Origin of the sequence: Motilibacter deserti (genome assembly GCF_011250635.1) — a bacterium.
Lineage (GTDB): Bacteria > Actinomycetota > Actinomycetes > Motilibacterales > Motilibacteraceae > Motilibacter_A > Motilibacter_A deserti.
This window is the reverse complement of the sequence record NZ_JAANNP010000005.1, coordinates 20,884-43,572: the sequence shown is the minus strand read 5'-3', so window position 1 is coordinate 43,572 and position 22,689 is coordinate 20,884. Positions and strand designations below refer to the sequence as shown.

Annotated in this window: 24 protein-coding genes and 1 tRNA gene; 14 read left to right on the top strand and 11 right to left on the bottom strand. The window is 74.9% G+C overall.

Features of this window, described 5'->3' with window-relative positions; genetic code table 11:
* Positions 1-1,772 (bottom strand): IPT/TIG domain-containing protein (locus G9H71_RS25050; RefSeq protein WP_196791968.1); only part of this gene is annotated, 1,772 nt, incomplete at its 3' end.
* Between the two features lie 183 nt (positions 1,773-1,955).
* On the opposite strand from G9H71_RS25050, the gene G9H71_RS10785 reads away from it, so the two are divergent.
* From G9H71_RS10785 to G9H71_RS10740, 10 genes are all read left to right on the top strand, one after another.
* Positions 1,956-2,378, top strand: coding sequence for a hypothetical protein (locus G9H71_RS10785; protein ID WP_166281620.1), 423 nt, complete (start codon positions 1,956-1,958; stop codon positions 2,376-2,378).
* Complete coding sequence (locus tag G9H71_RS10780; protein WP_166281618.1) at positions 2,375-3,550, top strand: zinc-dependent alcohol dehydrogenase; 1,176 nt, start codon at positions 2,375-2,377, stop codon at positions 3,548-3,550. The genes G9H71_RS10785 and G9H71_RS10780 overlap by 4 nt, the downstream gene beginning before the upstream one ends.
* 108 nt (positions 3,551-3,658) lie before the next feature.
* A complete protein-coding gene (locus tag G9H71_RS10775; RefSeq protein WP_166281616.1) occupies positions 3,659-4,810 on the top strand; it encodes a PP2C family protein-serine/threonine phosphatase in 1,152 nt (383 codons plus the stop codon).
* 113 nt (positions 4,811-4,923) lie between these two features.
* A complete protein-coding gene (locus G9H71_RS10770) occupies positions 4,924-6,420 on the top strand; it encodes a SulP family inorganic anion transporter (protein ID WP_166281614.1) in 1,497 nt (498 codons plus the stop codon).
* Positions 6,420-6,806 (top strand): MerR family transcriptional regulator, encoded by a 387-nt coding sequence (locus G9H71_RS10765; RefSeq protein WP_231134601.1) that lies wholly within the window; start codon positions 6,420-6,422, stop codon positions 6,804-6,806. Before G9H71_RS10770 ends, G9H71_RS10765 begins: the two co-directional genes overlap by 1 nt.
* Positions 6,807-6,864: 58 nt before the next feature.
* Positions 6,865-7,566 carry an SMI1/KNR4 family protein gene (locus G9H71_RS10760; protein ID WP_166281612.1) on the top strand — a complete coding sequence of 234 codons (702 nt, stop codon included), beginning with the start codon at positions 6,865-6,867 and terminating at the stop codon, positions 7,564-7,566.
* A 48-nt stretch (positions 7,567-7,614) separates the two neighbouring features.
* Positions 7,615-8,229 carry a CDP-alcohol phosphatidyltransferase family protein gene (locus tag G9H71_RS10755; protein ID WP_166281610.1) on the top strand — a complete coding sequence of 205 codons (615 nt, stop codon included), beginning with the start codon at positions 7,615-7,617 and terminating at the stop codon, positions 8,227-8,229.
* Positions 8,226-9,038: a phosphatidate cytidylyltransferase gene (locus tag G9H71_RS10750; RefSeq protein WP_166281608.1), complete on the top strand. Its 813-nt coding sequence runs from the start codon at positions 8,226-8,228 to the stop codon at positions 9,036-9,038. The genes G9H71_RS10755 and G9H71_RS10750 overlap by 4 nt, the downstream gene beginning before the upstream one ends.
* Complete coding sequence (locus tag G9H71_RS10745; protein ID WP_331272902.1) at positions 9,035-9,748, top strand: lysophospholipid acyltransferase family protein; 714 nt, start codon at positions 9,035-9,037, stop codon at positions 9,746-9,748. Before G9H71_RS10750 ends, G9H71_RS10745 begins: the two co-directional genes overlap by 4 nt.
* Positions 9,745-11,007 (top strand): hypothetical protein, encoded by a 1,263-nt coding sequence (locus G9H71_RS10740; RefSeq protein ID WP_166281606.1) that lies wholly within the window; start codon positions 9,745-9,747, stop codon positions 11,005-11,007. The genes G9H71_RS10745 and G9H71_RS10740 overlap by 4 nt, the downstream gene beginning before the upstream one ends.
* 55 nt (positions 11,008-11,062) lie before the next feature.
* Here the strand turns inward: G9H71_RS10740 and G9H71_RS10735 are convergent.
* The 3 genes from G9H71_RS10735 to cmk form a co-directional block, all read right to left on the bottom strand.
* Positions 11,063-11,136: transfer RNA gene (locus G9H71_RS10735), tRNA-Pro, on the bottom strand.
* An 80-nt stretch (positions 11,137-11,216) separates the two neighbouring features.
* Positions 11,217-12,698 carry a ribosome biogenesis GTPase Der gene (der, locus tag G9H71_RS10730; protein WP_331272901.1) on the bottom strand — a complete coding sequence of 494 codons (1,482 nt, stop codon included), beginning with the start codon at positions 12,696-12,698 and terminating at the stop codon, positions 11,217-11,219.
* Entirely contained in the window at positions 12,695-13,411 is a 717-nt protein-coding gene (gene cmk / locus G9H71_RS10725; protein WP_166281604.1) for a (d)CMP kinase, read from the bottom strand. Before cmk ends, der begins: the two co-directional genes overlap by 4 nt.
* A gap of 117 nt (positions 13,412-13,528) precedes the next feature.
* Here cmk and G9H71_RS10720 point away from each other — a divergent pair, with 117 nt between their 5' ends.
* The 4 genes from G9H71_RS10720 to G9H71_RS10705 all read left to right on the top strand — a co-directional run bounded on the left by G9H71_RS10720 (position 13,529) and on the right by G9H71_RS10705 (position 16,073).
* Positions 13,529-14,314, top strand: a complete 786-nt coding sequence (locus G9H71_RS10720) for a DeoR/GlpR family DNA-binding transcription regulator (RefSeq protein ID WP_166281602.1) — start codon at positions 13,529-13,531, stop codon at positions 14,312-14,314.
* Positions 14,315-14,324: 10 nt separating this feature from the next.
* A complete protein-coding gene (locus tag G9H71_RS10715) occupies positions 14,325-14,708 on the top strand; it encodes a DUF4406 domain-containing protein (protein WP_166281600.1) in 384 nt (127 codons plus the stop codon).
* Complete coding sequence (locus G9H71_RS10710; protein ID WP_166281598.1) at positions 14,705-15,370, top strand: NUDIX domain-containing protein; 666 nt, start codon at positions 14,705-14,707, stop codon at positions 15,368-15,370. Before G9H71_RS10715 ends, G9H71_RS10710 begins: the two co-directional genes overlap by 4 nt.
* Before the next feature lie 112 nt (positions 15,371-15,482).
* Positions 15,483-16,073 carry a DUF4142 domain-containing protein gene (locus G9H71_RS10705; protein WP_166281596.1) on the top strand — a complete coding sequence of 197 codons (591 nt, stop codon included), beginning with the start codon at positions 15,483-15,485 and terminating at the stop codon, positions 16,071-16,073.
* A gap of 45 nt (positions 16,074-16,118) precedes the next feature.
* Here the strand turns inward: G9H71_RS10705 and G9H71_RS10700 are convergent, their stop codons facing one another.
* The 7 genes from G9H71_RS10700 to G9H71_RS10670 all read right to left on the bottom strand — a co-directional run bounded on the left by G9H71_RS10700 (position 16,119) and on the right by G9H71_RS10670 (position 22,576).
* Positions 16,119-17,198 carry a prephenate dehydrogenase gene (locus G9H71_RS10700; RefSeq protein WP_166281820.1) on the bottom strand — a complete coding sequence of 360 codons (1,080 nt, stop codon included), beginning with the start codon at positions 17,196-17,198 and terminating at the stop codon, positions 16,119-16,121.
* Between the two features lie 28 nt (positions 17,199-17,226).
* A complete protein-coding gene (gene aroH / locus G9H71_RS10695) occupies positions 17,227-17,589 on the bottom strand; it encodes a chorismate mutase (protein ID WP_166281594.1) in 363 nt (120 codons plus the stop codon).
* Between the two features lie 111 nt (positions 17,590-17,700).
* Complete coding sequence (locus G9H71_RS10690; RefSeq protein ID WP_166281591.1) at positions 17,701-18,429, bottom strand: pseudouridine synthase; 729 nt, start codon at positions 18,427-18,429, stop codon at positions 17,701-17,703.
* 34 nt (positions 18,430-18,463) lie between these two features.
* Complete coding sequence (gene scpB, locus G9H71_RS10685) at positions 18,464-19,123, bottom strand: SMC-Scp complex subunit ScpB (RefSeq protein WP_166281589.1); 660 nt, start codon at positions 19,121-19,123, stop codon at positions 18,464-18,466.
* Positions 19,124-19,148: 25 nt separating this feature from the next.
* Complete coding sequence (locus tag G9H71_RS10680) at positions 19,149-20,069, bottom strand: segregation and condensation protein A (RefSeq protein WP_331272898.1); 921 nt, start codon at positions 20,067-20,069, stop codon at positions 19,149-19,151.
* Positions 20,066-21,028, bottom strand: a complete 963-nt coding sequence (locus G9H71_RS10675; protein WP_166281587.1) for a ParA family protein — start codon at positions 21,026-21,028, stop codon at positions 20,066-20,068. Before G9H71_RS10675 ends, G9H71_RS10680 begins: the two co-directional genes overlap by 4 nt.
* 180 nt (positions 21,029-21,208) lie before the next feature.
* Positions 21,209-22,576, bottom strand: coding sequence for a PP2C family protein-serine/threonine phosphatase (locus G9H71_RS10670; protein WP_166281585.1), 1,368 nt, complete (start codon positions 22,574-22,576; stop codon positions 21,209-21,211).
* Between the last annotated feature and the right edge of the window lie 113 nt (positions 22,577-22,689).

Sequence of the window (22,689 nt, the reverse complement as noted above, 5' to 3'; positions counted from 1 at the left end):
GGGTCCGTCGGCGTCGGGTCCGTCGGCGTCGGGTCCGTCGGGCTCGTCGGGGTGTGCGCCGGCAGGTAGGTGTAGGCGCCCGGCAGCACTGCGTCGTCGCCGGGCAGCTCGACGACCACGTCGGCCGTCCCGGTGCCGGCGGGAGCGGTGGCGGTGACCGTCGTGCCGTCGACCACGGTCACGCCGGTCGCCGGCGTGCCGCCGATGCTGACACCCGTGGCGAGGCCGAGGCCGGCGCCGGACACGGTCACCGGCGTGCCGCCGGCCTCGGGGCCGGCCGCCGGGGCGACGGCGGACACGACCGGCGCCCAGTACGTGAACGTCAGCGGGTTCGACGCGCCCGCGGGCGTCGTGACGACGACGGGAGCAGGCCCGGCCTGGCCGGCCGGGGTGACGAAGGTCAGGTGCATGGGGTCGACGACCGCCACTTGGGTCGCGGGGACGCCGCCGACCGTCACGCCGGAGGCGCCGGCGAGGCCGGTGCCCGTCACGGTGACGGAGGTCCCACCGCTGGCCTGGCCCACGGCCGGCGCCATCGCCGTGAGGACGGGAGCGGGCACGGGCGGAGCGTCGTAGACGTACGCCAGCGGCCCCGCGGTCCCGCCGGCGGTCGTCACGGTCACGGCGACCGGCCCGGCGGCGTGCGGCGGGGCCGCGGCCGTGAGGCTGGAGCCGTCCGGAGCGGTCGTGACGTCCGTGGCAGGAACGCCGTCGAACGTCACGCGAGCGCCCTGCAGCGCGGAGCCCGGGATCGTGACCGGCCCGCCGCCCACGGGACCGTGCGCCGGGCTGACGCCGGCAGCCACGGGCGGGGCCGCATAGCGGTAGCTGAGCGGCGCGGTCGTGCCGCCGGGAGACGTCGCGACGACGTCCACCGTGCCGGGCGCGTGCGGCGGCACCGTGACGGTCACCGTGCCGTCGTCGACGACGGTGACGTCGCCGGCGGGCACGCCCCCGAAGGTCACCGCGGTCGTGCCGGACAGGTCGTGCCCCCGCAGCGTGACGGTGCCGCCCCCCGCGACCGGCCCGGCAGTGGAGGACAGCCCGCTGGACACCGGGGCGGGCAGCCCCGGCCGGGTGCAGGAGACGTCACCGAGGGCCACCGTGCCGGCGGTGCGCGCGACGCCGATGACGTTGACGTCCACCTGCAGCAGCAGCGCTCGTGCCGTCCCGGTCTGGCCGGTCACGCCGGTGCTGCGCAGGCCGAGGGTGACCGAGCCGACGAGGAGCGGGACGACGACGGTGCCCCCTGCGCTCACGTCCACCGTGCGGCCCGCGACCTTGACGGTTGTCGGGAGGGTGACCTCGCTCGTGATCGGCAGGGCCGGGTTCGCGGGGCAGGTGACGGAGGACGAGAGCGCGGAGACCTCGAGCAGGTTCGCGAGGCCCGGCACGTTGACCGTGGCTCCGGCAAGGCTGCTCGACGCCTTCGCGATCGACGCGGTGACCTCCGCGGACGTGGACGCCGCGTTGGCCGCCACCAGGTTGAGCGGGGCGAGGCCGCCGCCGAGAGCACCGCTGTTCAGGGTTGCAGCGCTCGACGAGGAGTTGGGCGGAGCGCTCACCTGCCCGAGCCCCAGGGCGACCAGCGGGAGCGGGATGCCCAGGACGCCGAGCCCCAGGTCGACCTTGGCTGCTACGGCCCGCGCCGACCCTGGCGCGGCGGCCGCGCGGGCCGCCGGTGCGGCGACGATGCCGGCGGCGACGACGGATGCCGTGGCAGCGGCCGCGGCGACCGAACGGACGGATCGTCCCCCGTAGAGATGTCTCACGATCTTCGCCTTCCTGGGCCCTGTCTCTCAAGGCCCAATAGGCCCTTCGGCCCAGAAAGCGCCGAACTCTAGAAAAAACCTCTGGTGCGTCCGCACGCGTCCGACCGGGTGACCGAATACGTCCGTTCACTCCCGGTTTGCACGGGTAGAGCGGACAGGACCCACGAACCGGAAGGTGTCTGCATGAGCTCCGCACCCACGCGGCCCGGCCCCGCGCTCGCCCTCGCGGCCGGGGGCGCCGCCGTCCTCGCCCTCGCCCGTCACCGGCGCAAGCGAGCGTCGGCCACGTCCGGCTGGCAGGCCGTCACGGTCTTCCTGCCGACCCAGCCGGCGGCTCTCCCCGGGCCGCTGGCCGCGCTCGGGAGCGCGGTCGAGACCCGCTGGTCCGTCGCCCCCGGCGACAAGGGCATGGAGCTGGCCGCGCGCCCGGCCGAGCGGTCGAAGATCGAGGCAGCGGACCTGCGACAGGCGCTGCGCCACGCGAAGATGGAGCTCGAGGCGGGCGAGGTCCTGCAGGCCGACCGGCCCGGGACGACGAAAGCCACCCTGCTCAACCTGCCGTTGCGGGCCGCCACCCGCCGGGCGGAGAGGCTGGGCCACCTGTGAAGGCGCTGACCTGGCAGGGCGTCAACAAGCTCTCGGTCGAGAAGGTGCCCGACCCGGGCATCCAGAACAGCCACGACGTGGTCCTGCGAGTGATCCGCTCGGCCGCCTGCGGCTCCGACCTGCACCTGCTGGGCGGCTACATCCCCGCCATGGAGAAGGGCGACGTGCTCGGCCACGAGTTCCTCGGCGAGGTGGTCGAGGTCGGGCCGTCCGTGCGCAAGCACAAGGTCGGCGACCGCGTCGTGGTCAGCTCGTTCATCGCCTGCGGCAAGTGCTGGTACTGCAGCAAGGAGCTCTACTCGCTCTGCGACAACGGCAACACCAACCCGGCGCTCACCGAGTTCCTCTGGGGGTCGAACCCCGGCGGCTGCTTCGGCTACTCCCACGCGATGGGCGGCAACGCCGGCAGCCATGCCGAGTACGTCCGCGTCCCGTACGCCGACGTCGGCGCCTTCGCGGTGCCGGAGGGGGTCTCGGACGAGGCGGCCGTCTTCGCCTCGGACGCAGGCCCGACCGGGTGGATGGGTGCCGACCTCGGCGGGGTGCAGCCCGGCGACGTCGTCGCCGTATGGGGCGCCGGTGCCGTGGGCCAGGTGTCGGCGCAGGCGGCCGCGCTGCTCGGTGCGTCTCGCGTGGTGGTCATCGACCGTTATCCGGAGCGGCTGGCCATGGCGAAGGAGCTCGCGGGTGCGGAGACGCTCGACTACACCGCGGTGGACGTCGACGCCGCGCTGCGCGAGCTGACCGGCGGCCGCGGCCCCGACGTGGCGGTCGAGGCGGTCGGGATGGAGGCGCACAGCACCGGGGTTCAGTTCCCCTACGACCAGGCCAAGCAGCAGCTGCGGCTGCAGACCGACCGCCCGACCGCGGTGCGGCAGGCGATCTACTCCGTCCGCAAGGGTGGCAGCGTCTTCGTCCTCGGGGTGTTCGCCGGGCTCGTCGACAAGTTCCCGCTTGGCGCGGCCATGAACAAGGGGCTGACGATCCGCGGAGCCCAGATGCACGGGCAGCGCTACATCCCCATGCTGCTCGACCGGATCGCCAAGGGAGAGCTCAAGACCGCGCAGTTCGGGACCCACGTGATGCCGCTGTCGAAGGCGCCCAAGGGCTACGAGCTGTTCAAGGACAAGAAGGAGGGGTGCGTGCGCCCGGTGTTCCTGCCGGGTGGCTGACCGGGTGGCCGTCGCCTCGGACGGGTACGCAGTGCAGTCATGCGCACGACAGACGGTATGGAGCCCCTCGGCCCCCGGACCCTCCAGCGGCTCGTCGAGTCTGCGCGGATGGCGACTCCGGACCGCGTGGCGGCGCTGGTGGCGGACGCGCTGGCACCAACCGGTGCCCACGACGTCGTGGTCTACCTGGTCGACTACGCCCAGCGCGGGCTGCGGCCGCTGCCGCCGGCGGACGGGCCCGCGCTGGACCTCGACGACTCGCTGCCCGGCACGGCGTTCCGGCTGATGCAGCCGCAGGTCGAGGAGCGAGCGGGCGGCGTACGGGTGGCGCTCCCTCTCCTCGACGGCGTCGAGCGGCTCGGGGCGCTCGCGCTGACGCTGCCCGGGCAGACGTCCCTCGACCGGGCCGCCATGCACGTGCTCACCGCCTTCGCCTCCGCCGCCGCGGAGCTCGTCACGACGAAGGGGCAGTACGGCGACTCGCTCTCGCGAGCGGCCCGGGACCAGCCGATGTCGCTCGCGGCCGAGGTGCAGTGGCAGTGCCTGCCGCCCCTCACGTTCGCCACCGAAGGCCTCGTCGTCGCGGGGTCCGTGGAGCCGAGCTACCAGGTGGGCGGGGACTCCTTCGACTACGCGGCTGACGGCTCGTGCCTGCGCTTCGCGGTGCTGGACGCGAAGGGCCACGGGCTGCAGGCGAGCCTGCTCTCGACCACCGCGGTCGCCGCGTACCGGAACGCCCGGCGGATCGGTGCTCCGTTGCCCGACGTCGTGCGGCACATGGACGCCGCGGTCTCGCAGGCTTTCCCAGGCGGCCAGTACGTGACGGCCGTCGTCGCCGACCTCGACCTCGAGGCCGGGCGGCTGCGCTGGGTGCTCGCCGGCCACCCAGCGCCCCTCGTGCTGCACGAGGGCCGCGTCGAGCGCACGCTCGCGGTCGAGCCCCACCCCCCGCTCGGCCTCCTCCACCTCGGCGCCGACGCGCTGCGCGTCGGCGAGACGACCCTGGAGCCGGGTGACTCGGTGCTCGCCTACACGGACGGCGTCGTTGACGGGCGCGACGAGCAGGGCCGCTTCTTCGGGGTCGAGCGGCTGGTCATGGCGCTGACCGAGGCCGCCGGCGCGGGGCTGCCGGTGCCCGAGACGCTGCGCCAGGTGACCCTGCGCGTGCTCGGGCACCAGGCCGGGAGGGTGCAGGACGACGCGACGCAACTGCTGGTGGAGTGGCGGTCGGGCCGCGAGAAGCAGCTGTCGCCGGTCTGACGCAGGAGACAACTCTCCTCTTTCGGAAGGGTAGAGTTGTCTCCTGCTGTCCGGCAGCGTTGCCGCGGCGTCCTCGCACTCTCGCCGCCGCCGCGGCGTACCGGAAGGCCCGTATGCCCGTATCCCCTGCCCCTGCCCTCGCGGGCACGTCGTCGGCCCGGCCGGCCTGGCTCAGCCCGCGGGTGGCGCGCACCGAGGCCCTCGCCGGCCTGGTCGTCGCCCTCGCGCTGATCCCGGAGGCGATCTCGTTCTCCATCCTCGCCGGGGTGGACCCGAAGGTCGGGCTCTTCGCGTCCTTCACCATGGCCGTCGTCATCGCCTTCACGGGTGGGCGCCCGGCCATGATCAGCGCAGCGACGGGCGCGGTCGCCCTGGTCGTCGCGCCGCTCGTGCGCGAGCACGGCCTGGGCCACCTCGTCGCCGCGGTCGTCCTCGGCGGCGCGTTCCAGATCGTCCTCGGGCTCGCGGGCGTCGCGCGGCTCATGCGGTTCGTGCCCCGCAGCGTCATGGTCGGCTTCGTCAACTCGCTGGCCATCCTGATCTTCCTGGCGCAGCTGCCGCACCTGGTCGACGTGCCGTGGCTGGTCTATCCGCTGGTCGTGGCCGCGCTCGCGATCATCGTGGGGCTGCCCCGGCTGACGACCGCGGTCCCCGCGCCGCTCGTGGCGATCGTCGTGCTCACCGTGCTCACCGCCGCCGCCTCCTTGGCCGTGCCGACGGTCGGCGACGAGGGCGAGCTGCCCTCGAGCCTGCCCACGCTCGGCCTGCCGGACGTGCCCTACACCTGGCAGACGCTGCAGGTCATCGCGCCCTACGCGCTGGGCATCGCCCTGGTCGGGCTCATGGAGTCGCTCATGACGGCCAAGCTCGTCGACGACATCACCGACACGCACTCGGACAAGACCCGGGAGTCCTGGGGCCAGGGCGTCGCCAACGTCGTCACCGGCTTCTTCGGCGGCATGGGCGGCTGCGCGATGATCGGGCAGACGATGATCAACGTGAAGGCGTCCGGCGCCCGCACCCGCCTGTCCACCTTCCTCGCCGGCGTCTTCCTGCTCGTCCTCGTCGTCGCGCTGGGCGACGTCGTCGCACGGATCCCCATGGCCGCCCTGGTCGCCGTGATGATCCTCGTCTCGGTCTCGACCTTCGACTGGCACAGCCTGCGCACGCTGCGCCGCATGCCCCGCAGCGAGACCGCGGTGATGCTCTCGACGGTGGCCGTCGTCGTGGCGACCGAGAACCTCGCGATCGGGGTCGTCGTCGGCGTCGTCGTGGCCTGCGTCCTCTTCGCCCGCCGGGTCGCCCACCTCGCGACCGTCACCGCCGCGCTCGACGAGGACGGGAGCACGCGCACCTACACCGTCGAGGGCGAGCTCTTCTTCGCCTCCAGCAACGACCTCGTCTACCAGTTCGACTACGCGGGCGACCCCGAGCACGTCGTGATCGACATGTCCCGGGCGCACGTGTGGGACGCCTCGTCGGTGGCGACGCTCGACGCGATCACGCACAAGTACGCCCAGCGCGGGAAGGCCGTCACCCTGGTCGGCCTCGACGAGCACAGCGCCGCGCGCCACGGCTCGCTGTCGGGCCGGCTGGCAGGGGCGCACTGATGGCCGGGGTGCTCATGCAGATCGGCGAGGCCGCCGAGCGGGTCGGGCTGAGCATCCGGACGCTTCGCCACTACGAGGAGGTCGGGATCGTCCGGCCCTCGGCGCGCAGTGACGGCGGCTTCCGGCTCTACACCGCGGACGACCTCGCCCGGCTCGCGCTCGTCAAGCCGATGAAGCCGCTCGGGTTCACCCTCGAGCAGATGCGCGAGCTGCTCTCCCTGCTGGACGTCCTCGACGGCACGGGCGCCGACCCGGCCGCGGTGGCCGACGCGCGCGAGCGGCTGGCGGCGTACCGAGAGATCGTCGCGACCCGCGTGCGGGCGCTGCGCGCGCAGCTCGGCGTGGCGGAGGAGTTCGCGCGCTCGCTGGAGCGGCACAGCTCCTGACCGCGCGGGCCGGGGCGGGCGGCTGCGTCGGGCCGCCCGCCTCGTTAGGGTCGGCTGGATGCAGGTGGCAGAGGCCTGGAAGGCCGTGGAGCGGTGGGCAGCGCGCTACTCCCCCGCGACGCTGGAGGCACTGCGCCCGCCGTGCCCGGAGGCCGAGCTGCGGCAGGCCGAGCTCGAGACCGGGCTCGCCTGGCCGGAGGACGTCCGTGCCTCGCTCCGGGCCCACGACGGCGTGAGCATCGACGTCGAGGCCTTCGTCGAGGCGAGCCCGCTCAGCGCCCGCCAGATCGTCGAGCACTGGCACATGAACCTGCGGATCCAGGCCGACGTCGAGGCCTCCTTCGGCGACCTGCAGGACGCGGGCTTCGGGCCGGAGGAGCCGCGGGACGAGGATCAGCCGGCGGGCACGCCCCTGGAGAGATACGTCCCGCAGCTGCTCCCGGTCGGCAACACCAACGGGGGCAGCCTGCTGGTCGACCTGCGGCCGGGGCCGATGTCGGGCTGCCTGTGGGAGTGGATCTGGGAGTTCGGGTGCCCGGACGAGCCGGTCGCGCCGGGGCTGGGCGCCCGCCTCGCGCAGGTCGCCCGGGCGCTCGAGACCGGTGAGCCGGTGCCGGGCCACTACTTCGCGCAGTTCCCGGTGGTCGACGTGCACGGCCGGCTCGGCTTCGCGGACGAGGAGCTGCTCGCCGACCCGGACCTGGGCTTGCGCCGCGTCACGGACCTGCCGGACCTGAGCCCGGGTACTCACCCCGCCTGAGTAGCCGGGCACGCGCGCCGAGCAGGCCGCGGCGGCGACCGTGGGGCCATGAGCTCCTCGTCGGCCCCCGCAGGCCTCTACGCGCTGAAGCCTTGGTACACCCGTCGCCTCTCGCGGGCCCTGAGCTGGGCCGTCGCCCGCGACGTCCCGCCGGACGCGGTGACGGCGGCCGGTGTCGTCGCCGCGGGGGCGGCCGCGGCGGCGGTCGCCCTCTCCGGCACGTGGCCCGTGCTGGGATGGGCCGTCCCGGCGCTGCTGGCCGCCCGGCTCGCGGGCGCCAACCTGGACGGCGCGCTCGCCCGCGAGCGCGACGTCGAGCGCCCGGTCGGCGCGGTGCTCAACGAGGTCGGTGACCGCGCGTCGGACCTGCTGGTCATGGCCGCGGTGGCCCTCGTCGCGCCCGCGGGCCTCGCCCTCGTCGCGCTGGCGGCGGCGATGCTGCCGACGTTCGCCTCGCTGGCGGTCGCTGCGGCCGGCGGCCCACGGGCGAACGGTGGCCCGTTGGGCAAGACCGAGCGCTGCGTGCTCGTCGCCGTCGGAGCCGTCGTCCCCGCCCTCTGGCCGGCCGTGCTGGCGCTCCTCACCATCGGGTCGGTCGTCACCGCCGCCGTCCGGCTCGTGACCGGCTGCCGGGCGCTCGCCGCCGTGGGGGCCGGCCGATGAGCATGTCCGTGTACGCCGTGGCCCCCGTCGCCCTGGGCGTCTCCGGCGTGGCCGTCGCGGTCTGCGGCCACCAGGAGCTGCGCCGACGCTGGGCCTCCTGGGCGGTCATCGCTCCTGCCGTCCTGCTCCCGCTCTGGCTCGGCCCAGCCGGCGCCGCCTTGCTCGCGGCCGCGCTCGGAGCCGTCGCGGCCCGCGAGTACGCCGCGCTCGCCCGGCTCCCACGCCCGGACCGGTGGCTGCTGGCGGCCGCAGCCGTGGGCGGCCCCGCCGCCGCGCTCCTGGCCCCCGGGCTGCTGTCCGCAGCCCCCCTGCTCGCGCTCGCCGCGGCCCTGGCGCCCCTGCTGCAAGGGGACACCGCCGACGGGTCGCGGCGGACGGCGTACACCGCCTTCGGGGTGCTCTGGATCGGCTGGGGGCTCGCGCACCTCGTGCTGCTGGACGAGCTCGCGCTGCCGGTGGTGCTCGCGGTGGCGGTGGCGGACGTGGCGGCGTGGTGCGCAGGCCGGTCGCTGCGGCGCTTCCGCTGGGCCGCGGCGCGGCTGACCGCGGTGTCGCCGGCCAAGACGCGCGGTGGCGTGCTCGGGGCGGCGGCCGGGGCCGGAGCGGCGCTGGCGGTCACCGGGCAGCTGCACCCGGGGCTGCTGCTGGCGGTCGGGCTCGGCGCCGTCCTGGGCGACCTCGTCGAGTCGCTGCTCAAGCGCCACGCCGGCGTCAAGGACGCCGGAAGCTGGCTTCCGGGCTTCGGCGGGCTGCTGGACCGGGTCGACAGCCTGCTGCTGACGCTCCCGCTCGCCTGGGTGCTGTCGTGACGTCGCGTACGCGGCGGCCCCCGTGCGCCGCGGCGGCGAGGCGGCTGCTGTGGCGGTCCGGGTTCACCGTGACCGGAGGCCTGCGGGTGACGGGCCCGCTGCCTGCGGGCGCCTGCGTCGTCGTCGCCAACCACTCCTCGCACGCGGACGCGCCCGCGCTGCTGGCCGCTTTGCCGGCGGCGTGCCGACCGGTCGTCGCCGCCGCGCGCGACCACTGGTTCGAGAAGCCGTCGCGCCGTGCGGTCGCGCGCGGCCTGCTCGGCGCGTTCCCGGTCCGGCGCGGGGGCGGCGGGTCGGCCGACCTGATGGCGGCACGGGCCGCGCTGCGGGCCGGGCGGGCCGTCGTGGTGTTCCCCGAGGGCACGCGGTCCCGGGACGGCGGTCTCGGCGAGTTCCGGTCGGGCGCGTTCCGGCTGGCGGCCGAGGCAGGAGTGCCCGTGGTCCCCGTCGGGCTGACCGGCACGGGGGCGCTGCTGCCGGTGTCGGGCGGGCTGCGCCCCGGGCCGGTCGTCGTCGCGTTCGGCGAGGCCCTGCCCACCACGGGCCGGTCGCTCGCCCTGGTCGCGCAGGCGCGTGACCGGGTCGCCGGCCTCAGCGCCGGGCCGGCTCGCCCGCGTGCGCACCACTCACCGCGACTCTCGCGCCCCTTCCGCGTCCGTCTCCGACGCCCTAGTCTCCGGCTCAACGTCGAGCCACGGGGGAAGACATGAGCGGCGTCCAGCGCCACCGATCCAGCACCGCAGCCCGCATCCTCTCCGCCGCTTTCACAACCACACTGGTGCTGGCTCCCGCTCCGGCAGTTGCGGTCGCCGCCCCGGGCCCGGGCCCGGCGTGCGCCGCGCCGACCCCGACGTACGAGCGGCCGGCGAAGGTGCCGGAGGTGAGCGGCCGGGTGCTGCTGACCGAGGCGGACCTGCGCGGCGGCTGGCAGGCCCGGCAGTGGCCCGGTCGGCTGGGCGCGATGAACGGCGGCGAGGGCGGGCTGCAGCGCGCCGGCGTGCTGCAGGCGGTCCGCGAGCGGTCCAGCGTCGGAGCCCAGCGCGTGTCGGCGGCGCCGGCCTGGACGCTCTATCAGGACGTGTGGCGGCTCGACCCGTCGTCGGCAGCCGCGGGCTGGGCCGGTGTCCGGCAGCAGGCGCTCTGCAACGGGCCGACGTCCGGCCGGTCGTGGAATGTGCGCGCCGAGCAGGTGGACGACGAGTCCGCCGTCGTCGTGCTGGAGGCCGCACCGGCGCGCGCGCTGGGGTCCCGCACGTACTGGAGCACCTCGTGGCAGCTGGTCGCCCGTGCCGGCGACCTCGTCACGCACGTCCGGCTCGAGCTCACGGCGGTCCCGGCCGAGCTGCGCGCGATCGACCGGGCAGCCGTCGCCGCCGCCCTGCGCGGCACCGTCACCACGCGCCTGGCCGGCGCCGCGCCGGCCCCGTTGCAGGTCTACGCCAACCCGGCGCGGCAGGCACCGCCGGCGTCCGCGACGCTGCGCCCGGCCGACTTCGGCACCGGTTGGTCGCGGGTGCCGGACGGCGGCTGGACCGGGTTCTCGGGCGGCGTCTCGGCCTTCGGGCGGAGCGGCCCGTGCTCTCCCGAGACCGACATCGCGATCGCCGGCCTGCGCACCGAGAGCTACCGGGGCCCGGGCGAGGCCCCGCGCAGCCTCGCGACATGGGAGTCGGTGTTCCGGCTCTTCCCCGGCTCCGGCCCGCGCTACATGGCGCAGGTGCGCCGCAACATCCGGGCCGGCTGCGCCAGCGTGCAGGAGATGGTGCCGTCGGCGCAGCTGCGCGGCATCGGCGACGACGCGCTGCTGCTCAGCGCGGCGAAGGGCGTCTCCGGGCAGACCCACCAGCTGGTCGTACGCCGCGGCGACACCGTCGCGATCGTCGGCCTGTCGCCGGCCGCCCGCAAGCGGTCGACCGTGTGGAAGACCGGCCTGCTGCGCGCTATGGCGCAGCGGCTCGCCGACGGGTAGTCCGCAAACAGCGAAGCCGCAGGCCAGCACCTCGCTGACCTGCGGCTTCTGCCCGTCGGGACGACAGGATTTGAACCTGCGACCCCTTGACCCCCAGTCAAGTGCGCTACCAAGCTGCGCCACGTCCCGGGCCGTCCGGCACGCTGTCCGGACGCGTAGACCTTACCTCAACCGCTCCCACCGCCCCGCACCCGGAGCGGCGGCGCGGCTCACCGCTTCTTCTTCTCCCGGACCCGCACGGAGACCGCGACCGGGCTGCCGACGAAGCCGAACTCCTCGCGCAGCCGGCGCTCGATGAAGCGCCGGTAGCCGGCCTCGAGGAAGCCGGTCGTGAACAGCACGAACCGCGGCGGCCGGACCGAGGCCTGGGTGGCGAACAGGATCTTGGGCTGCTTGCCGCCGCGCACGGGCGGCGGGGTGGCGGCGACCAGCTGGCCGAGGAAGCCGTTGAGCTTCGCCGTCGGCACGCGGGTCTCCCAGCCGTCGAGGGCCGCGTCGATCGCCGGGACGAGCTTCTCCAGGTGGCGCTTGGTGTTCGCGGAGATGTTCACCCGCGGCGCCCAGCGCACCGGTCCGAGGTCGCGCTCGATCTCGCGCTCCAGCAGCAGCCGGCGGTCCTCGTCGAGCAGGTCCCACTTGTTGAACGCGAGGACGAGCGCGCGCCCGGTCTCGACGACCATCGAGGCGATGCGGACGTCCTGCTCGGCGAGCGGCTGGCTGGCGTCGAGCAGGAGCAGCGCGACCTCGGCCTTCTCGATCGCGGCCCGGGTGCGCAGGCTGGCGTAGTAGTCCGCGCCCGCGGTCTGGTGCACCCGCCGCCGGATGCCCGCGGTGTCGACGAAGCGCCAGTCGCGGCCGCCGAGCTCGATGAGCTCGTCGACCGGGTCGCGGGTGGTGCCAGCGGTCGCGTCGACGACGACCCGCTCCTCGCCCGCGAGGGCGTTGAGCAGGCTGGACTTGCCGACGTTCGGCCGGCCGACGAGGGCGATCCGCCGCGGGCCGCCGGGCGCGGGCGCCTCGACCTGGCGCGGCTCGGGCAGCGCGGCGAGGACCGCGTCGAGCAGGTCGCCGCTCCCCCTTCCGTGCAGGGCGGAGACCGGGTGCGGCTCGCCGAGCCCGAGGCTCCACAGCGAGGTGGCCTCGGACTCGAGCCGCTCGGAGTCGACCTTGTTCGCGACGAGCACGACCGGCTTCTTCGCCCGCCGCAGCACGCGCACGACGGCCTCGTCGGTGTCGGTCGGCCCGACGGTCGCGTCGACGACCATCATCACCGCGTCGGCGGCCTCGACGGCCAGCTCGGCCTGGGCGGCGACCCGGGCGGCCAGGCCGCGCGCGTCGCGCTCCCAGCCGCCGGTGTCGAGCAGCGTGAACGGCCGCCCGTTCCAGGACGCGTCGTAGGCCACGCGGTCGCGGGTCACGCCCGGCACGTCCTCGACGACGGCCTCGCGGCGGCCCAGGATGCGGTTGACCAGGGTCGACTTGCCGACGTTGGGGCGGCCGACGACAGCGAGGACGGGGACCTCGTAGGTCATCACCGCAGCGTCGTCGCCGGACTCGGCGATCTCCCAGTCGACGAAGTCCTGCTCGTCGTCGTACGCCGCGTCGACGGCGTCCTCGATGCTCGCGCCGAGCGGCGCGGCCTCCTCCAGCGCCTGTCGGGCGCCGTCGTCGGGCGTGGTCGGGTCGGTCACGGTGTGCGCTCCAGCAGGTCTGCGGCCGCCGGGACGCGCTCGGCGACGACGCGGAGCACCTCCGCGACGACCTCGTCGAGGCCGAGGGCGGAGGTGTCGACCTCCACGACCCCCTCGGCGGCGGTGAGGAAGCTCGCGACCTTCGAGTCGTCGGCGTCCCGGCGGACGATCGAGTCGTGGGTGGCGGCGATGGCGGCGTCGTCGGTGGTGCCGTGCAGCTCGCGGGCGCGCCGCTCCAGCCGGGCGCGCTCGTCGGCGGTGAGCAGGATGCGGACCGGCGCGTCGGGCGCGACGACGGTCGTGATGTCGCGGCCCTCGATGACGACGCGCCCGCGGGCGGCGACCTCCTGCTGGCGGCGTACGAGCTCCTTGCGGACGTCGAGGTTGCCCGCGACCTTGCTCACGACCGCGGAGATGCGCTGCTCGCGGATGGCCTGGGTGACGTCGGCGCCGTCGATGCGCACCGAGTCCTGCGTCGGGTCCGGCGACTGCTCGATCACGGCGGAGGTCGCCAGGGCGGTCAGGGCAGCGCCGTCCTCGAGGTCCAGCCCGCGGTCGAGGGCGGCCCACGCCACGGCGCGGTAGGTCGCGCCGGTGTCGAGGTAGCCCAGCCCGAGGCGGGCGGCGACCCGGCGGGAGACCGTGGACTTGCCCGAGCCGGAGGGGCCGTCGATCGCGATGACGATCCGGTCGAGGCTGCTCGTCGCAGGCAAGGCTCTCCTAGCAAGGGCTCGGCGGGAAGGGCGGAGGCTCCGCCGGTGTCCAGACTAGCCGCGCAGCGCGCTCACAAACTCCTATCAACTTCACAGCGGTTCTGTTAGATTGACTCCATGGCCACCCGGGAGCGTCTCGACCTCACCCTGCGCCTCGTCCAGGGCGCCGAGCGCGCGTCCATCGCCGAGCTCGCCCGGCGGCTGGGGGTGTCGGAGATGACGGTGCGCCGGGACCTCGACGCCCTCCAGGCCGAAGGCCTCGTCCAGCGCGTACGTGGCGGTGCCGTCGCGACCCGCGAGCGGCGCGAGGAGGCGGGCTACACGGCCCGCCTCGGCTGGCAGTCGGCGGTCAAGGACCGGCTCGGCGCGGCGACGGCCGCGCTCGTCCAGCCCGGCGAGACCGTGCTGCTGGACGCCGGCACGACCACGGTGCACGTGGCCGCGCACCTCGCGGCCCGGGCCCCGCTCACCGTGGCGGTGCTCAGTCTGCAGGCGGCGGCCGCCCTCGCCGACGTGCCCGGCGTCCGGCTGCTCGTGCTGGGAGGCGAGTCCCGCCCGGGCGAGCGCTCGCTCGTGGGGCCGCTCGCCCACCGGGCCATCACCGGCTTCTCGTTCGACACCTTCGTCATGTCGATCGGGGGCATCTCCGCCATCGACGGCTGGTCCGAGTTCGCGCTCGAGGACGCGGCCGTCAAGCAGGCCGCCCTCCCCCGCGCCCGCCGGGTCGTCGTCGTCTCCGACGCCACCAAGCTCGGCGTCCGCGCCTTCGTGCACGTCGCGCCGCTCGACGTCGCCGACGTGCTGGTCACCGACGCGGGCGCCCGCGACCCGGACGTCGGGGACGCCGCTCGCGACACGCTCACCGCCCTCACCGACGCGGGCGTCGACATCACCTACAGCTGAAGGAAGAACCATGAACCCGCAACCGCTGATGATCCTCGTCGCCGGCCCCTACCGGTCGGGCACCGGGGACGACCCCGGCAAGCTCGACGCCAACGTGCGGGCGATGACCGACGTGGCGCTGCACCTGTTCCGTGCCGGGCACCTCGCGGTCACCGGCGAGGCCCTCGCCCTGCCGATGGCCGAAGCCGCCGGCTCGACGCGCGTCGGGGACGCAGCGTTCGACGAGGTCTTCCACCCGGTCGCCGAGCGCCTGCTCAGCCGGTGCGACGCGGTGCTGCGCATCGGCGGGCCGTCGGCCGGCGCCGACGCGATGGTCGCCCAGGCCCGCGCGGAGGGAAAGCTCGTCTACCTGTCCGTCGACGAGGTCCCCACCGCTGCGACGGCCGCCCGATGAGCGCCGGCAGGCCCGGCATCGACGTGCCGGACGCCCGCGGCCGCGTCGGCCTGCACCGCACCGGCCTCGGGCTGGACCGCAACCCGCGGGTCAAGGTCATCGACGTCGAGGTGCTCGCGAACGACTGGGGCGTGCTGCGGCGCACGACGTTCGACTACGAGGGCCGCGACGGCACCTGGTCCGCCCAGCGCCGGGAGACCTACGACCGGGGCAACGGAGCCGCCCTGCTGCTCCACGACGTCGCGAGCCGGAGCGTGGTGCTGGTGCGCCAGTTCCGCTACCCGGCCTACGTCAACGGGCATCCCGACGGCATGCTCCTCGAGCTGCCGGCCGGGCTGCTCGACGAGGACGGGCCGGAGGACGCCGTACGCCGCGAGGTCGAGGAGGAGACCGGCTACCGGGTCGGCGAGGTGCAGGAGCTGTTCGCCGTCGTCATGAGCCCGGGCTCGGTGACCGAGACGCTGCACGTCTACGCGGCGCCGTACTCCCCTGCGGACCGGGTGGGCGCGGGCGGCGGGGTCGACGACGAGGAGGACATCGAGGTCGTCGAGCTGCCCTTCGACACCGCGCTCGACATGGTGCGGCGCGGCGAGATCGTCGACGCGAAGACGATCCTCGCGCTGCAGTGGGCGGCGCTCGACGGGCCGTTCCGCCGGTCGTGAGGGCCGCGGCAACGTTCTCGACATTCCTGATCAGATCGGGCTAATACGTCGCGAGGTGGGCATCCCCCTGCCGTCCGGAACCAGGGCGCACCGACCTCGGGGGTTCTCTCTCATGCAAAAGCACGCGACCGTACGCATCGGCAGCCTGGCCGCCGGCCTGGCGCTGGCCTGCACGACCGTGACAGGGCTCGCCCCTGCCGCCCAGGCCGCCCCGCCCGCTGACCGGGCGGCGCATTCGCAGGTGGCGGTGGCGGCCGTCCCGGCCCCGGACCTCGCCTTCCTCCTCGCCGCGCACGACGGCAACGTCAACGAGATCACCGCGGGCCGGCTGGCCCTGGAGAAGGCCACGGACCCGCAGGTGCGTCAGCTGGCCGCCCTGTTCATCGAGCACCACACCATGCTCGAGCAGCGCGGGGCGGCCGTGGCGGCCGCGCTCGGGGTGACGATCCCGGACCAGCTGACGCCGCAGACGCAGCGCGAGCTCGACTTCCTCCGGTCCCTGCCGGCGGGGCCGGTGTTCGACCGCATGTGGAGCGTGCAGCAGCTCAACTCCCACGGCCGGGCGATGAAGGCCGGGCAGTTGGAGCTCGCGACCGGCCAGGAGCCGGCCGTGCGCGCCCTCGCGGCCGAGGCGGCTCCCTACATCGAGCAGCACTACGCGGCGCTCGTGCCCACCGCCACCCGGCTCGTCACCGGGCGCTGAGCCCGGGCCGGCGGGCGCGACCGGCGCCCGCCGCGTGGGGCGGCGTCAGGCGTGGACCGACCAGCCGCCGGCCGCGAGGACCTCGCGCAGCCGAGCGGCGGCCTCCGGGCGTACGGACACCAGCGCGAGGCCGGCCGGCTGGCCGAGCGAGTGCTCCAGCCCGAGGTCCTCGACGTTGACCCCTGCCTCGCCGATGAAGGCGAGCAGCCGGGCCAGCTCCCCCGGCCGGTCCGGCACGACCACCGGGACCACGGCCAGTGCTTCTGGGCGGCCGCCGTGACGGCCGGGAAGCCGCTCCCGGCCCGTCACGCCCGCGGCCAGCAGGGCGCGCATCCGCTCACCGGCACCGGCGTCCGCCGGGTCGGTCGCGAGCGCGTTCAGCGCACCGAGCGCGACGTCCAGGTCGTCCCGCAGCTGCGCGAGGACGTCGGCCACCGGGCGGGCGTTGGCCCCGAGCAGGGAGACCCACGGCGCGGGGTCGGACCCGGCGACCCGGGTGATGTCGCGTACGCCCGTCCCCGCGACCGCGACCGCCGCCTCCTCCCCGGCGGCGAGCCGGCACGCGACGAGCGCGGCGAGCAGGTGCGGCGCGTGCGACACCAGCGCGACCGCGCGGTCGTGCGCGGCCGGGCCCATGCGGACCGCGGTGGCGCCGCAGAGCCGGGCCAGCTCCTCGACGCGGGCCACGTGCTCGGCGCCTGACGTCGGCAGCGGCGTGACGACCCACGGCCGCCCCTCGAACAGGTCCGCCTGCGCTGCGCCCGGGCCGCTGCGCTCACGGCCGGCCATCGGGTGCCCGCCGACGAGCGTGGCGAGGCCGGGGTGGTGCCGCGAGACCTCGCGCAGCGGGGCCTCCTTGACCCCGGCGACGTCGGTGTAGGTCCGGGCCGTCCCGGCCGCGATCGCGGCGCCGAGGACGCCGGCGACGGCGTACGGCGGGGCCGCGGCGACGAAGAGGTCGACCGGCCCGGCCGGCTCCTCCAGCGTGCCGGCGCCGAGCTCGGCCGCGCGGCGGGCCACCTCCGGGTCCGCGTCCGACAGGTGCACCCGGACTCCGGTGCGGCGCAGCGCCAGCCCGATCGAGGTGCCGATGAGGCCGGCGCCGGAGATGGCGACGCTGTGCAGAGACGCGCCGTCGAGCGTCACTGCGGGGTCACTGGGCGAGGTCGCGGCGCAGCGCCTGCGCCCCGCGCAGGTAGACGTGGCGGACCTCCTGGCGCGATTTGGCCGTCTCCACGTGGGCCATGACCCGCACGACCCTGGGCAGCGCGCCCTGAACGTCGATCTCCTGCGCGCACAGCAGCGGGACGTCGCCCATGCCCAGCCGCCGGGCGGCGACCGCGGGGAACTCGCTCACCAGGTCGGGGGTCGCCGTGAGGATGACGCTGATCAGGTCCTCGAGCTCGAGGGAGTTCTGCGTCAGGATCTCGCTCAGCAGCTCCTCGACCGAGGAGAGCATGTGCTCGGACTCGTCGCGGTCGAGCTGGACGGCTCCGCGGACTGCGCGCACGGGCACGGGGATCCTCCGACGTCTGGCAGGTGGTACGGCACGGGCAGCAGGCCCGTGCAGGAGCAGGCAGACGCTACTGCCTATCGGCGGGCGGCCGCCGTGCTGCCCGCATGCCGGTCACTTCGGCTCGACGGCGGCGAAGAGCTCGCCGATCTCCTTCTGGTTGAGCGGGCGGATGCTGCCCGGGCGCAGGTCGCCGAGCTTGATCGGGCCCACCTGGGTGCGGATGAGCCGCTGCACCGGCAGCCCGACCGCGTCGAGCAGGCGGCGGACGACGTGCTTGCGCCCCTCGTGGACGATCACCTCGACCATCGCCCGGTTGCCGCTGGCGCTGATCAGCCGGAACGAGTCGACCTTGACGACGCCGTCCTCGAGCTCGATCCCGGCCCGGAGCCGCTTGCCGACGTCGCGGGCCACCGGGGCGGGCACCTCGGCGAGGTAGGTCTTCTGCACGCCGTACGACGGGTGGGTCAGCCGGTGGGCCAGGTCGCCGTCGTTGGTCATGATCAGCAGGCCCTCGGTGTCGAAGTCCAGCCGGCCGACGTGGAAGAGCCGGCGCGACTCCCCGAGGAACTGACCCAGATGGGGCCGGCCCTCGGGGTCCGACATGGCGCTCACGATCCCCGTGGGCTTGTGCAGCACGAGGTATTCCTTGCCGGGCGCCGAGCCGATGCGCTTGCCGTCGACCTTGATGACGGCCTTGTCGGGGTCGACGCGCATGCCCTGCTCACGCACCCGCTTGCCGTCGACCTCGACCCGGCCCCGCTCGATGAGCACCTCGCACGCTCGTCGGGAGCCGAGCCCCGCCGCGGCCAGCACGCGCTGCAGCCGGATGCCCTCGTCCATACCCTCGACCTCAACCTCACGTCTCAGTGCCGGGTCACCGTCTCGTGCCCGCTTCCTCGGCTACCGACTCTACGTCCGGCAGGTACGGAGCCAGCGACGGAAGCTCCTCCAGCGACTGCAGGCCCAGCCGTTCGAGGAAGTACGCCGTGGTGCGGTAGAGCGTCGCGCCGGTCTCCGTGTCCGCGCCTGCCTCCTCCACCAGACCGCGGGAGACCAGGGTGCGCATGACCCCGTCGGAGTTGACGCCGCGCACCGCGGCCACCCGGCCGCGCGACACCGGCTGCCGGTACGCCACGACGGCGAGCGTCTCCAGCGCGGCCTGCGTCAGCCGGGCCTGCTGCCCGTCGAGGACATAACGCTCGACCACAGGTGCACAGTGCGGCGCGGTGTAGAAGCGCCAGCCGCCGGCGACCTGGCGCAGCTCGAAGCCGCGCGCTTGCTCGGCGTACTCCGCGGCGAGCGCGCGGACGGTGTCGGCCACCATGCCAGGCGGGTGCTCGACCAGCTGGGCGAGAACGGTCTCGGGCACCGGCTCGTCGGCCACCAGCAGGACGGCCTCGAGCGCGGCCCGCAGCGGCACGGCCGGTGCCGCACCGCCGGCACCGGCGTCCCCGTCGCCGGCCGCCGCCCCGTCGCCTCCGGCGTCCCCGTCCGAGGGCTGCGCCTGCCCGTCCGCCCCCACCTCGTGGGCCACCGGCGGCCGATCAGAAGCCTCGACCTCAGGTTGAGGCTGATGGTCCGTCTGCACTGTTCTCCTCCGCCTCGTCGAAGTCGGACGGCCCGGTCACGACTGCGGACTCCTCGGCGCTCCCCGTCCAGCGCACGTGCAGCTCGCCGAGGGCCGTCGGCTGCTCGAACGCGACGCTCCCGTCGCGGAACAGCTCCAGCAGCGCCAGGAACCGCGCGACGACGACGAGCGTCTCGTCGGCGTCGGCCACCAGGTCGCGGAAGCTCAGCGGGCCGCTCCCGCGCAGCCGGGCGACGACCAGCGCGGCCTGCTCGCGGACGCTGACCCGCGGCGCGTGCACGTGCTCGGTCGCCACCGTCGGCACGGGCCGCGGCGCCATCGCCCGCGCGGCGAGCGCGGCGAACTCCTCGGGCCCGAGGCCGAGCAGCACCTCCGGCAGCAGCCCGGCGAAGCGCGGCTCGAGGCTGACGCTGCGCGGGTGGCGCAGCGCCATGTCGCCGAGCATGCCGGCGAGCACGGTCGAGGCCTGCTTGTAGGCGCGGTACTGCAGCAGCCGGGCGAAGAGCAGGTCCCGGGCCTCGAGCAGGGCGAGGTCCTCCTCGTCCTCGACCTCCGCGGCCGGGAGCAGCCGGGCTGCCTTGAGGTCGAGGAGCGTCGCCGCCACGAGGAGGAACTCCGAGGTCTGGCCCAGGTCCCACTCCGCGCCTGCGGCCCGGATGTGCGCGATGAAGTCGTCGGTGACCTTCGACAGCGCGATCTCGGTGACGTCGAGCTGGTGCTTGGCGATCAACGACAGCAGCAGGTCGAACGGCCCCTCGAAGACGTCGAGCCGGACCGCGAAGCCACCTGCCCGCGGCTCCGCGTCGCCCGGAGTCCCGCCGTCCAGCGCACTACCGGGGGCGCTAGCGGGCGCCTCGTCGGCGACCGCGTGCGGGCCGGAGCCCCCGGTCACCGCGCGCCGTGCGGGGCGCTCCCGGCCGGCTCGTCGGAGCTCGGCCAGCGGGAGAGGACCTCGCGCGCCAGCTGGCGGTAGGCCTCCGCGCCCACCGAGCTCGGGGCGTACGTCGTTATCGGCTGGCCGGCGACGGTGGTCTCGGGGAAGCGGACCGTCCGGTTGATGACGGTGTGGAAGACCTTGTCGCCGAAGGCTTCGACGAGCCGCGCGAGCACCTCGCGGCTGTGGGTGGTCCGGGCGTCGTACATCGTCGCGAGGATGCCCTCGATGGCGAGGTCCGGGTTGAGCCGGTCGCGCACTTTGGTGATCGTGTCGACGAGCATGGCGACGCCGCGCAGGGCGAAGTACTCGCACTCCAGCGGGATGATGACGCTGTCGGCGGCCGTGAGGGCGTTGATGGTCAGCAGGCCGAGCGAGGGCTGGCAGTCGATGAGGACGACGTCGTAGTCGTCGACGACCTCGTCGATCTGGCGCGCGAGCGCCTGCTCGCGGCCGACCTCGGTCACCAGCGCCACCTCGGCCGCCGACAGGTCGATGTTGGCCGGGATGAGGTCGAGGCCGGGCACGTCGGTCTTGAGCAGGACCTCGTCGACGGTGCACCGGCGGTCCATCAGCAGGTTGTAGACCGTCGCCTCGAGGTCGAGGGCGTTGACTCCGAGCCCGACCGACAGCGCGCCCTGCGGGTCGAAGTCGACGAGCAGGACCCGGCGGCCGAACTCGGCCAGCGCGGCCCCGAGGTTGATCGTCGAGGTGGTCTTGCCGACCCCGCCCTTCTGGTTGCACATGGCGAGCACCCGGCCGCCGCCGTGCTCGAGCAGCGGCGCCGGGTCGGGGAACTCCCGCGCGGGCCGTCGGCTCGTCGCTCCGCGCCCGCCGTCGACGGACCGCAGGTCGATGAGCGCGTCGTCGCCCCCGGGAAGGAGAGAGGGCTGCTCGTGCCGAGGCTGGCGTGCCATGCGAGCTCCTCCTTCCGTACGCGCGTGCGCGGCGCCGCGACGCCGCCACCCGTGCGCGGACCCTACGCGGTCCCCCTGACGACCTCAAGGAAGCCCCGCCCCAGCCGCTCGTCGGCGCGGCGTGCATGGCGCAGCGCCGGGCCCGGCCGGCTCGGGCAACGGGGGCGGAGGAGCCGAGCGCTACGACACCCGCAGCGCGAGCAGCGCGACGTCGTCGCGCCGGTCGTCCCCGGTCAGCTCGGACACCACGTGCGCGCAGAACGCGTCGAGGTCCTCGGTGCCGCGGGCTGCCGCAGCGACCGCGTGCAACCGCGCGAGCCCCCGCTCCAGGGACTCCTCCCGGGTCTCGACCAGCCCGTCGCTGAACATCAGCACCAGGTCACCGGAGCTCAGCGGCCGCGACAGGTCCTGGCGCAGCCCGTCGGCGGCGAACCCGAGCAGCAGGTCCGCGTCGCGCGCCGCGAGCGAGGCCGTGCTGCCGTCGGAGCAGACGATCAGCGGGGGCAGGTGCCCGGCGTTGGACAGGTGCAGCCGGAGGCCGCCGTCGGGCCGCCGCTCCACCTCGGCGTAGACGCACGTGGCCAGCGCATCGAGCGAGAGGCCGACCGAGGCACGGTCGACGTGTGCGAGCACCTCCGACGGGGATCCGTGCTCGTGGAACGCCACTCCGCGCAGCAGCGTGCGCAGCTGCCCCATGATCGCTGCGGCCGTCACGTCGTGGCCCGCGACGTCGCCGACCACGAGCGCGGCGCGGCCCGTGGGCAGGAGAAAGGCGTCGTACCAGTCGCCGCCGACCTGGAGCGCCTCGGTCGCGGGGCGGTAGAGCCCGGCGAGGCGTACGCCCGGGAGCGGCTCGCGCGGCAGGTCGGTGAGCAGGCTGCGCTGCAGCGCCTCGGCCGTGAAGCGATGGACGTCCTGCAGCTCGTCGACCGACAGCGCGGCCAACGCGTCACCGTCGTCGGCGGGCGGCCGGCCGTGCAGGATCTTCAGCCGCAGCTCGGCCGAGCAGAGCTCGGCGAGCTCGGCCAGCAGCGTCACGTCGTCCTCGGTCCAGACCCGGGGGGCGCGCTCCACCGCGCAGAGCGCGCCGAGGACGTGGCCGTCGTCGTCGGTCACCGGCACGCCGGCATAGCTGCCGATGTCGTCCTCGACCACGGCCCGGCTGGTGCGGGTCATGGGGTCGGCGAGGGTGTCGGCGACCACGAACGGGCGGCCGGACTCGACGACGAAGCGGCAGAGCGAGCGCGAGATGTCGGTCTCGCGCGCGTCGGCGTCGACGCCTGACAGGCCCGACTGGCCGGGGAAGAACTGGCGCTTGACCTCGACGAGCGAGACCAGCGCCAGCGGGACGCCGAGCAGCCGGCGGGCCAGGTGGGCGACCCGGTCGAACCGCGGGTCGGCGACGGAGTCGAGGCCGGTGCGGGCCAGCGCGTCGAGCCGGCCCGGGTCCTCCAGCGCGTCCTGCCCCGAGCGCGCGAGTGGGCCGGACGGGCCGCTGCCGGCCTCGGGTTTGGGCGGGACCCCGTTCGCGGACAAGGCTTTCCCCACGCCGTGCCCCCTCCTCGGTCAGACGCCCGCAAAGCGGGTCTTTCCCCATAAGCGTTGCATGCATGTCACCACGCAACTACTACAAGTGTCGTCGAGGTAGGAGCGCTGAGCGG